This window comes from Hanstruepera sp. CR43 (assembly GCF_055227665.1).
Map to the genome: position 1 here is coordinate 667,769 of NZ_CP200078.1, position 11,213 is coordinate 678,981.

Here is an 11,213-nt window from a genome sequence, read left to right on the forward strand (position 1 = left end):
TTCTTCTTATTAGTTTACTGCTTTACAAACCGTTTAGTAAGCGTTTTGTTATCAGACACAACACGAACCATATAAACACCTTTTTGCCATTGAGAGGTATTAACAGTGACATTCGTATTGGAAATTGCTCTGCTGTATATTTTGGATCCTAAAATATTGTATACTTCTATTCGAGAATTTCTCCCAATTGTTTTTAAACGCAAATTAAGGTTCGTAGTACTAGGGTTGGGATAGATATCAAAATCGTTGTTTTTTGAAATATCTTCCCTGCTTAAAGTTGTTGACGCTGAAATGTTATCAACTCGCAATGTTGCTGCTATAACTTGGCCTCTCCAATTATCAATGTTTTCATCGGTAACACTAATTATACGCATGGTTAATACACCAGATAAAACTTCTGAAACAGTATTAGCACCTTGAACAATGGTAAAATCACTCAACCCTAAAGGCAGTGCAACACTATTCCAACCTGAACCTGCTGTAACCACAACAGGTACTGTAGAAATCATACGTGTTCCACCAGGACCTTGAAAAGCCAATCTTAAATGTAAATCATTGGTCAGTACTTCAACATCAAATTGCACCTCAACAATTCCTTCAGAAATAAAGTCTCCAGACCATTGATTGTTTGAATTAAAAATGGCCATACGGCTACTTATACCGCTAGCCCCATTAGAAGTATATTCCAAAAAATTATCATCTATTCCATCTGGACCACCCGTACTCACGTTGATAGGTGAACTCGATCCAGTTGCTCCAATTATCCAATTTTGAACAGTTCCATCTTCAAAATCATCTACTTGTCCCGCAGATACTTGTGAAAAACCAACAATTGAGGTGAAAATAAAGGATAAACAAAGTAATGTTTTCTTCATAACTACTATTTTGAAGCTAAAATAAACAATTTTACAAAATGATGATTAAAAAATACTCCAACACCATTATTTACTCAAGTACATTTTGCGTCTAGAATAAAGGTTATAAAACTCATCATCTTTTAAACTATCAATAAATAGAATACTTTCCCCAGTACTCTTCATTTCAGGACCTAATTTTTTATTCACATTAGGAAACTTATTGAATGAAAACACAGGTTGTTTTATGGCAAAACCTTCCAGTTGCGGATTGAATTCAAAGTCCGATATTTTATTTTCACCCAACATAACTTTAGTTGCATAATTAACGTATGGTTCTCCATAAGCCTTTGCTATAAATGGAACCGTTCTTGAAGCTCTAGGATTCGCTTCAATAATGTAAACTTTATCGTCTTTTATGGCGAATTGGATGTTAATCAACCCAACAGTATTTAATGCCAAGGCTATTTTTTTGGTATGGTCTTTTATTTGTTGTAACACAAATTCTCCCAAATTAAATGGTGGTAAGGTTGCATTACTATCACCTGAATGAATACCACAAGGCTCAATGTGTTCCATAATACCAATAATGTAAACATTTTCACCATCACAAATGGCATCGGCTTCTGCTTCTATGGCGCCATCTAAATAATGATCCAACAGTAATTTGTTATCTGGCATACCTCGAAGTAGGTCTACAACATGTTCTTCAAGCTCCTTCTTATTAATCACTATCTTCATACCCTGGCCTCCCAACACATAAGATGGTCTAACCAAAATAGGGAAATCCAAGCGATCTGCTACAGCCAATGCTTCGTCAGCAGAAGTAGCTACATCAAACTCTGGATATGGAATATTATTATCTTTTAAAAGTTTAGAAAAACTACCTCTGTCTTCAGCTAAATCTAAAGACTGGAAAGTTGTTCCTAAAATCTTAACACCATAACGATCTAACTTTTCAGCTAGTTTTAACGCCGTTTGGCCACCTAACTGTACAATAACACCTTCCGGTTTTTCGTGTTGAATAATATCATAGATGTGTTCCCAAAAAACAGGCTCAAAATATAGCTTATCTGCTATATCAAAATCAGTTGAAACCGTTTCTGGATTACAGTTTATCATTATAGTTTCATAACCACACTCGGCAGCGGCCAAAACACCATGGACACAGCAATAGTCAAACTCAATTCCCTGTCCAATTCTATTAGGACCAGATCCTAAAACAATTATTTTCTTCTTATCTGTCACGACACTTTCGTTCGCAGATTGCTTGTTTCCATTGGCATCCTCTACTTCATTTTCGAAAGTTGAATAGTAATAAGGTGTCTGTGCTGTAAATTCTGCCGCACAAGTATCTACCAATTTATAAACACGCTTTATTTTAAATTCTTCACGTTTGGTATACACCTGGCTTTCCAAACATTTTAACATATGGGCTATTTGTCTATCACCATAACCTTTTTGCTTGGCTTCCAACAATAATTCCCTGTCGATGTTATCAATGGTGTATTTTGATATCTCTCTTTCAATATGATGTAATTCTTCATACTGCTTCAAGAACCACATATCGATTTTCGTAATTTCATGGATTCTACTTAATGGAATACCCATTTGAATGGCATCGTAAATCACAAAAACCCTGTCCCAGCTGGCGTTGGTAAGTTTTTCAATTATTTGATCATAATTCTTGTAGCCTTTACCATCAGCTCCCAAACCATTTCGCTTTATTTCCAATGACTGTGTTGCTTTGTGCAAGGCCTCCTGAAATGAGCGTCCGATAGCCATAACCTCTCCTACAGCTTTCATTTGTAGACCTAGCGTTCTGTCAGAACCTTCAAATTTATCGAAGTTCCATCTTGGAATTTTGACAACAACATAATCAATTGTTGGTTCGAATAAAGCCGAAGTAGAACCTGTAATTTGGTTGGTCAATTCATCTAATGTATATCCAATGGCCAATTTGGTTGCTACTTTGGCAATAGGATAACCAGTTGCTTTACTTGCTAATGCCGAAGACCGTGATACTCTTGGGTTAATTTCAATAGCTATAATCTCTTCTTTTTCATCGGGACTTACTGCAAATTGCACATTACATCCACCTTCAAAATCACCAATACTGCGCATCATGTGAATAGCCATATCGCGCATACGCTGGAACGTTCTATCCGACAATGTCATGGCAGGCGCAATAGTTATGGAGTCTCCTGTGTGAATACCCATTGGGTCCATATTTTCAATGGTACAAATAATAACAACATTATCATTTTTGTCACGCAACAATTCCAATTCATATTCTTTCCAACCCATCATGGCCTTGTCAATCATCACTTCGTGAATAGGAGAAATCTCCAATCCACGAGTTAACAATTCATCAAAATCCTCTTCCTTATAGACTATGGATGCTCCAGCCCCTCCAAGAGTGTAAGAAGCACGAATAACTAATGGAAATCCGAATTCTTGAGCAATTTCCTTTCCTTTTAAAAATGACGTTGCTGTTGCTTGAGGAGCCATGGGCACTCCTATTTTGAGCATTAGCTCTCTAAATTGCTCTCTATCTTCCGTAATATTAATGGCATCAATATCTACACCTATTAATTTCACACCAAAGTCTTCCCAAATACCTTTTTCATCTGCCTCAATGGCTAAATTCAAGGCAGTCTGACCTCCCATAGTTGGTAAAACAGCATCTATTTGAGGATGTTCCTGTAATATTTTAACTATCGATTTAGTTGTTAGCGGCAGTAAGTAAACATGATCAGCCATAGAAGGATCTGTCATAATTGTGGCTGGATTGGAATTGATTAGAATAGTCTCAATTCCATCTTCTCTTAAGGAGCGTAATGATTGGCTACCTGAATAATCAAATTCACAAGCTTGACCAATGATAATTGGACCAGAACCTATAATTAAAACCGATTTTATGTCTTTGTTTTTTGGCATGTTGAAAATTTTGTTTTGCAAAAATAGTTATCAATAGGGTATAAAAAAAGGCGCTACTCCTAAGTAACACCTTTTTAATATTAACAATTGTTAATCATTATTTCTTATGTCTTGGTTCAGAAGATACAGACAATTTCTTTCTTCCTTTAGCTCTTCTACGAGCAAGCACTTTTCTTCCATTAGCAGAAGCCATTCTTTCTCTAAAGCCATGCTTGTTCTTTCTTTTTCTTTTTGATGGCTGAAATGTTCTTTTACTCATTGCTTATATCTTTAAAATCTTCTTATTTAATTTTTGAATTTTGAATAACTAAAAGGCTTACCCAAAACTGCGTGCAAATATACAAACCCTTTTTTATTTGACAAACCTTATTTTAAAAATATTTTTTCAATAAAATTTTAGTTTCTTTGCAGTCTAAACAAATCGATATTAGAGCTCGTTATCGTTGTATTAACGGCTAAATTAAATAAACCTCATAAAATATTATCAAAATGTATAATAAGATTATCAAATTAATTATTGCTTTCGGTATCATTGCTTTTGCGATTTACCAATTTACGGAAGGAAATATTGGTAATGGTATTATGTATATACTGCTTTCAGGAATTTTCATCTTCTTATATTTCAAAAATGAGTTTATTTTACTCGCATTTTTGAGACTTCGAAAACAAGATTTTGAGGGTGCCAAAAAATGGTTGAACAAAATAAAGAATCCAAGTTCAGCACTAGTAAAAAAGCAGGAAGGCTATTACAACTATTTACATGGCATTATGGTCTCTCAAGACAATATGAACGAGGCTGAAAAATATTTTAAAAAAGCTATTTCTCTTGGTCTGTCTATGGACCATGATTTAGCCATGGCTAAATTAAATTTAGCTGGAATAGCTTTTTCCAAGAGAAGAAAGCAAGAGGCCCAAATACTATTGAAAGAAGCGGAAGCGCTTGATAAAAGAAATATCTTGGCCGATCAGATAAAAATGTTCAAGCAACAAATGAAAAAGGCAGCCATTCCAAAACAGCATTATGGACAACCAACATCTGCGCGTCAAAATAGACGTAGTCGCCGCTAAATTACAGTAACGGAGACCACAAGCGTGCATAAGCCTCTTTTACTTTTGTGAAAGTTGAACGTTCCTGCCAGTCCTTAAGGGTTAATTCCTCACTATTTTTTAAATCTTCTAAAAAGTGATTTTTGAGTTCTGCACTGGTCTTAGAATTATAGATAAGTGCATTGATTTCAAAATTGATATTGAAACTTCTATAGTCTAAATTCGCCGTACCTATTGTTGAAAAAACATCATCAACCACAATAGTTTTGGCGTGGATAAATCCTTTTTCATATCGATATATCTTAACATCAGCTTCCAAAAGCATTTCCAAATAGGAATTGGTGGCATGTTTAGCAGTCCATGAATCTGAAATTTTTGGGATTAATAATCTCACGTCTATGCCACTTTTTGCCGCTACTTGTAAAGCCGTAATTATTTGCTCATTAGGTATGAAATAGGGTGTTGTAATGTAAACGTAATCATTTGCTGTATTGATGGCGACAAAAATAGCCTCCATAATATTTGCCCAATCGGTGTCAGGACCACTGGCTGCAATCTGAACCGCCGTTTCCGTTTTTATGGTATTCTCCGGAAAAAGCTTTTGGGTGATTTTCATATTAGAGTCAGATACAAAATCCCAAGTCATCAGAAAATGGACTTGAAGTGGTTTTACGGCTTCACCCACAATTCTAACATGGGTGTCCCTCCAAAAGGATTCACCGTTTTTGTAATTAACATAATTATCAGAAACATTGATACCTCCTAGGTAGCCTATTTCGCCATCTATGACAGCTATTTTTCTATGATTTCTATAATTCAATTTACCTGTAAACTGCGGGAATAAAACTGGCATAAAGGCATGGAACTCTACTCCTGCCTGTTTCATTTTCTTACGTGATTTAGAAGAAATTTTACTACCAACATCGTCAAAGCTCAACCTCACAGAAACACCACTCTCTGCCTTTTCACATATAATTTCAATTAATTTGCCACCGATATCATCATCTTTTAAGATATAATATTCTAGATGAATATGGTGTTTCGCATTTTTTAAATCCTCAAAAAGGTATTGGAACTTTTCTTTTCCATTCCTTAATATAGAAACCTCATTAAACCTGGTTATTGGTGTGTTTTCAGACTTGTAGAGTAATTTGACTAATTTGATTTTGTCATCTAAAAAAGCATCCAGACGATCCATGTCTTTGCTTTTTAAATGAAACTCATCGGCCAATTTTTTAACAATACTCTTATTTAGAATATTTTTTCTGTTAAAAATTTTACTCTTACGATATTCTTGACCAAAAAAATAATACACCAATAAGCCAACAAATGGAAGCATCACCAAAACCAAAATATAAGTAATGGTTTTAGTAGGATTAATGTTTTTAAACAATATAACTACAATGGCAAATAAAGCTAGTAGATAGTTTAAGCCAACCAATATTGACCAAATATGTGCTTTTAAAAATTCAATCATCAAGGATTTGCGGAATAATAACCCTCTTTTGGAATTTCAATAAAGTACTGCTTTCTTGATTTATTATTCAAATGCGGTTCACGTAACCAAGGGTTGTGCAGCTTCAATATTTTGTAATTGATATTAAATTTTTTTGCAAATGCTGTAAAATCGGTTACGGCTGTATCTACTTCTACCTTATAAGTAGGAACTTCAGTATACAGATCTTTGGACCTAAAATTAAAGCCATATTTGTTTGGATGGGAAAGTATTTCCTTGAGTGCAACAATCCTAAACATATAACGTCCAGTTTCTTCTCCTAGTAATAAATCGTAATAATTTGCAACATTTTGCTCTTCTAAACGTCTGGCTATTCCAGACATACCTGCATTATATGCAGCTGCAGCCAATGTCCAAGAACCTAATTTTTCTTTTGATTCCTTTAAATATTTGCAAGCAACCTCTGTGGCCATTTCCAAATGATAGCGTTCATCAACATTATCATTAACTTCCAAACCAAACTCCTGCCCTGTTGTTTTCATAATTTGCCATACACCCCTAGCACCAGCTGGAGAAACCGCATTGGTGAGGCCACTTTCAATGACCGCTAAATATTTAAAATCATCAGGAATACCATGCTTTTTTAAAATAGGCTCAATAACTGGAAAATATTTATTGGCTCTTTTAAACATCAGTAAACCATTAGATTGCCAATAGGTATTAACCAATAACTCCCGATCCATGCGTTCTAATATATCCGGATTGCTTAACGGTAATCGTTCTCCTGCAAAATCCAAATTTTCAGGAACCTGTATTGCATAGACATTATAATCATTTATTAGTTTTTTTTCAAAATTTTCATCAGTTGGAGCATCCTGTAAAGCAAATATAAATAGGCCTGCCAAAGCAATTAACCCGAATAAGGCCAATGAATTTTTAACAATTTTCATAAGAATTAGTTTTGTTTAAAGTTATAAAAAAAAGAGACACGCTAAACGGCTTTACCCGTTAAAATTATAGACGGTAAATGTTCATTAAACCATTTAAACTTATTAATAATCATGATATGGGTTCCTCCCTTTAATTTAATGCAATCATTAATATGGCTACACGGAAAAACCATGTCTTTATCGCCGTGAATGTGTATTGTTCCTGGTATTGGTTTATCTTGATCCCAACATACCATATTTCTTAAAGCCCAATCCAAATAACGTTTATCATTTACCGAAAGATATTTCCGATATAGCTCAATACGTTTTTTGACATTAGTACCGAATGCATATTTAGCAAATGTATCTACATGACTTGCCAAACTTGTTGGCGCAATAGCATATGCTTTTAACTTGCGGGCAATTTTCATACGTTTGGGGAGTTCATGTTTTGAACTCACACTTGAAATAATAATAAGTCGCCTTAATTTTAAATACTTACTCATTTCTTGAACCAAAACCCCTCCAAACGAAACCCCTATCAAGGCGATATTTTCATGTTTAATTTTTTTGGTCATTCGTAAGGCATAATTCTCCAATGATTCATCTGGTTCTGGGTTAAACCATTCTAAAAAGTGCATTTGGAATTGATTTTCAGGAAGTTGAATATTTTCAAAAATCTTGGGGCTTGCCGCCATTCCTGGCATAAAATACACATGTATTATATCTTGATTCATAGGGTTTTATAGAAGTATTATGCCTGAAAACACAATATTTTTTTGTAAATTTGCGTTACAAAGCTATATAAAATAGTCCTACTCGTTATAGTTCCATTGAATAAAAAAGATATTATGATAGAAGCACATGAACTCATTGACAATGACTTTTTACGTCAGTTTGAATTAAAAATTGATAATGAGCTTGCGAAAGTTGAATACTCCCTTCAAGAGCGTAAAATATTTTTAACCAAATTGATTATTCCTGAACCAATATTCTCTGAGGAATTTCAAAACGAATTTATAAAGACCGTTTTTGAACACATTGAAGAACGCAACTTAAGTGTTGTACCAACAAGCCCTGAAATAGCCAAATTTATTAGACGAAATAGGCAGTATAAAAGCATGTTGCCTGTTGGTGTGAGAATTTAAATTAGAGTACAATTAATATCAAATCCGAGGTTCATAAACTTCGGATTTTTTTTACCAAAACTTAATAATAATCCAATGTCGTATTAGATATTTTTGAATAAGGCAGTTCATCTATATCATCTGAAATAAGCTGGCCTTCAGCGTCTATTGAATATATTCCTATAATCTCGTTTTCTTCTTCGTAAACTGTTAAAACGCTTCCATCAAACTCCCATAAGCAGGTAGTTAGCGTAGACGAAACCTCTTCGCCATCTGTGGTTCTAAATATTTTTAAACCAGAATGATCATTTGCAAAAACCAATCTATATCCCGAAACATCCATAAAGCCTTCTTGTTCCCAAACACCCACAACTAAAGAAGAATAATCTATAATATTATCATCTTGGTCTGAAGAGCAAGATGTAACCGAAATAGTCAATATGGTAAGTAGGAATATTGAGAGTATGTTATTCATAAGTAGGTGATTTTGAGATAAAAGTAATCCTATAAACGTTTGTCCAAATAAAAAAAAGACAAACAACTCTTAAAATCGTTAAAATACCAATAAAGTCATTATAGACTACTGTAGCACAGCAGATTGTTCTTGAAAATCAAACCTTACAATACCATCTTCATCAATATTGGTTAATTCAACCTGATGAATGGTATTGACCAATTCAGGGTTCCAAGGTGTTTTAACCTTTACGTAGTTTTCTGTGAAACCATGAATATAACCTTCTTTATTTTCACTTTCAAACAGGACTTCTCGAGAAGTTCCTATCTGACTTTCATAAAATGCACGACGCTTCTTAACCGAAAGACCTCTTAACATTTTACTGCGTTTTGAACGCACATTTTTTGGAACCACACTACTCATTTTGGATGCTTCGGTATTATCTCTTTCTGAATAGGTAAAAACATGGAGGTAAGAAATATCCAGATCATTCAAAAAATTATAGGTCTCCAAAAAATGATCTTCCGTTTCACCAGGGAATCCAACAATGACATCAACGCCAATACAAGCATTTGGGAGAACTTCCTTAATTTTCTCTACTCTATCGACGTAGAGCTCACGCATATAGCGTCGTTTCATTTTTTTGAGAATATCATTACTTCCACTTTGCAACGGCACATGAAAATGTGGCACAAAACTATTCGATTGCGCTACAACCTCTATAGTTTCATTTTTAAGTAAGTTAGGTTCAATAGAGGAAATACGCAACCTTTCTATACCTTCAACCTGATCCAATTCTTTGACCAAATCCAAAAAAGTGTGGTCATGGCGTTTGTTTCCAAACTCGCCTTTACCATAATCACCAATATTCACTCCTGTCAATACAATTTCTTTAATATCTTTTGCAGCGATTTCCTTGGCATTTTCAATCACATTCTCAACGGTATCACTTCTAGAAATACCTCTGGCAAGGGGAATAGTACAATAGGTACATTTATAATCGCAACCATCCTGAACTTTTAAAAACGCCCGCGTTCTATCTCCAAAAGAATAGCTTCCAACATAAAAATCGGCTTCTTGAATTTCACAGGAGTGCACCTCACCAAAATCATTTTTAGTCAAGTCGTTCAAATAATCTGTAATCTTGAATTTTTCAGTAGCCCCCAAAACCAAATCAACCCCATTAACGTCTGCCAATTCTTGAGGTTTTAACTGGGCGTAACAGCCAACAGCTACAATAAAAGCATATGGATTGCTTTTTTGGGCTTGTTTTACGATAGTCTTGAATCGCTTGTCAGCGTTTTCCGTTACCGAACAGGTATTAATAACATAGATATCAGCATAATCCGAAAAATCAACACGCTCAAAACCTTCATTCTTAAAAGACCTAGCAATGGTTGATGTTTCTGAAAAATTTAATTTACAACCCAGTGTATAAAATGCAACCTTTTTTATCAAACCTTGTAATATCGGACTGCAAAATTAAAAAATAAAGGGCACTTTTATAAAAAAGCGCCCTTTTAAAAATTTTAAATTGTGAAAAAATCTAATTTTTTACAATTCTTCTGGAAACAACTCCATTATCTGTTTTAATTCTTAAAATATAAATTCCACTTTTTAATTGAGAGACATCAAGAGTTTCTATATTTTCCTTTCTCAAGACTTGTTTTCCTGTAATGTCATAAAGCTCCGAAACAAAGTTTAAACCGCTGTTAGGAATTTCAATATTAATAAAATCTGTGGCTGGATTTGGTGCAACAGAAATTTGATTCATATCAAATTCATCTACACTTAAAACATTACCAACAACATTCATAACATACTGATTGTCAGCAAAACCAATAGCAGCAGTAGTTGTTGGAACAGTAATACCACAAGCTGTAGACATCAAGTAACTGCTATCATTTTCACCACCAGCGTTTATACCTGGAAAAAAGGTTTCACCAGAATTTGTACCACTGTCTCCGGCTAAAACTTCAAAAGCGATTGTAGAATTAGCAGGTATGCTAGCTGAAAGCGGCACACTAATCAATGTTAAATCATCAGAAGATAAAGAAAAATGTGTAGCAGTACCCACTAAAGTAAGCGTAGCAGAAGTTAAATCATCAGAAGTTGCCGTATATATATTCAGCGTTATTTCTTTAAAGTCATCTGCAGCACCTTGTCCATACTCAACGGTTGTAACTTCAAAAGCATCCGTGATACCAAAATCAGCTAAATTGTAAGCTCTTAAAAAAGAGTTTTCACGATATTCTCCGTTGGCATTATTCCAACAGGCTACACCGCCATCGGTTACATTGGTTGGATCTACCGATTGTGATAGTGTAACCTGTGCCCAGGTCACACTAATTGTTAAAAGCGAAAATAGAAATAAGAAGTAATTTTTTTTCATAATTAAGATTTAAA

11 protein-coding genes are annotated in these 11,213 nt (G+C 34.4%); 2 read left to right on the forward strand and 9 right to left on the reverse strand.

Going from position 1 to position 11,213, the window contains the following annotated elements:
• Positions 1–14 precede the first annotated feature (14 nt).
• From ACKXGU_RS02825 to rpmH, 3 genes are all read right to left on the reverse strand, one after another.
• Positions 15–875, reverse strand: coding sequence for a T9SS type A sorting domain-containing protein (locus tag ACKXGU_RS02825; protein WP_463466562.1), 861 nt, complete (start codon positions 873–875; stop codon positions 15–17).
• Between the two features lie 66 nt (positions 876–941).
• Positions 942–3,794 (reverse strand): carbamoyl-phosphate synthase large subunit, encoded by a 2,853-nt coding sequence (gene carB, locus ACKXGU_RS02830; protein ID WP_463466563.1) that lies wholly within the window; start codon positions 3,792–3,794, stop codon positions 942–944.
• Between the two features lie 97 nt (positions 3,795–3,891).
• Positions 3,892–4,053: a 50S ribosomal protein L34 gene (gene rpmH / locus ACKXGU_RS02835; protein WP_072352149.1), complete on the reverse strand. Its 162-nt coding sequence runs from the start codon at positions 4,051–4,053 to the stop codon at positions 3,892–3,894.
• Positions 4,054–4,283: 230 nt separating this feature from the next.
• Here rpmH and ACKXGU_RS02840 point away from each other — a divergent pair, with 230 nt between their 5' ends.
• Positions 4,284–4,862, forward strand: coding sequence for a DUF2892 domain-containing protein (locus ACKXGU_RS02840; RefSeq protein WP_463466564.1), 579 nt, complete (start codon positions 4,284–4,286; stop codon positions 4,860–4,862).
• 1 nt (position 4,863) lies between these two features.
• Here the strand turns inward: ACKXGU_RS02840 and cls are convergent, their stop codons facing one another.
• From cls to ACKXGU_RS02855, 3 genes are read right to left on the reverse strand one after another with little or no spacing between them, the layout of a single operon-like run.
• Positions 4,864–6,318, reverse strand: coding sequence for a cardiolipin synthase (gene cls, locus ACKXGU_RS02845; protein ID WP_463466565.1), 1,455 nt, complete (start codon positions 6,316–6,318; stop codon positions 4,864–4,866).
• Positions 6,318–7,247 (reverse strand): lytic transglycosylase domain-containing protein, encoded by a 930-nt coding sequence (locus tag ACKXGU_RS02850; RefSeq protein WP_463466566.1) that lies wholly within the window; start codon positions 7,245–7,247, stop codon positions 6,318–6,320. The genes cls and ACKXGU_RS02850 overlap by 1 nt, the downstream gene beginning before the upstream one ends.
• 41 nt (positions 7,248–7,288) lie before the next feature.
• The gene (locus ACKXGU_RS02855; protein ID WP_463466567.1) at positions 7,289–7,963 is read right to left on the reverse strand and encodes an alpha/beta hydrolase family protein; all 675 of its coding nucleotides are present in this window, start codon (positions 7,961–7,963) and stop codon (positions 7,289–7,291) included.
• Positions 7,964–8,077: 114 nt separating this feature from the next.
• Here ACKXGU_RS02855 and ACKXGU_RS02860 point away from each other — a divergent pair, with 114 nt between their 5' ends.
• The gene (locus ACKXGU_RS02860) at positions 8,078–8,374 is read left to right on the forward strand and encodes an N-acetyltransferase (RefSeq protein WP_463466568.1); all 297 of its coding nucleotides are present in this window, start codon (positions 8,078–8,080) and stop codon (positions 8,372–8,374) included.
• Between the two features lie 61 nt (positions 8,375–8,435).
• Here ACKXGU_RS02860 and ACKXGU_RS02865 read toward each other — a convergent pair whose 3' ends face one another.
• From ACKXGU_RS02865 to ACKXGU_RS02875, 3 genes are all read right to left on the reverse strand, one after another.
• A complete protein-coding gene (locus ACKXGU_RS02865) occupies positions 8,436–8,828 on the reverse strand; it encodes a hypothetical protein (protein ID WP_463466569.1) in 393 nt (130 codons plus the stop codon).
• A 105-nt stretch (positions 8,829–8,933) separates the two neighbouring features.
• Positions 8,934–10,265 carry a tRNA (N(6)-L-threonylcarbamoyladenosine(37)-C(2))-methylthiotransferase MtaB gene (gene mtaB / locus ACKXGU_RS02870; RefSeq protein WP_463466570.1) on the reverse strand — a complete coding sequence of 444 codons (1,332 nt, stop codon included), beginning with the start codon at positions 10,263–10,265 and terminating at the stop codon, positions 8,934–8,936.
• 88 nt (positions 10,266–10,353) lie between these two features.
• Positions 10,354–11,199 carry a T9SS type A sorting domain-containing protein gene (locus ACKXGU_RS02875; protein ID WP_463466571.1) on the reverse strand — a complete coding sequence of 282 codons (846 nt, stop codon included), beginning with the start codon at positions 11,197–11,199 and terminating at the stop codon, positions 10,354–10,356.
• Between the last annotated feature and the right edge of the window lie 14 nt (positions 11,200–11,213).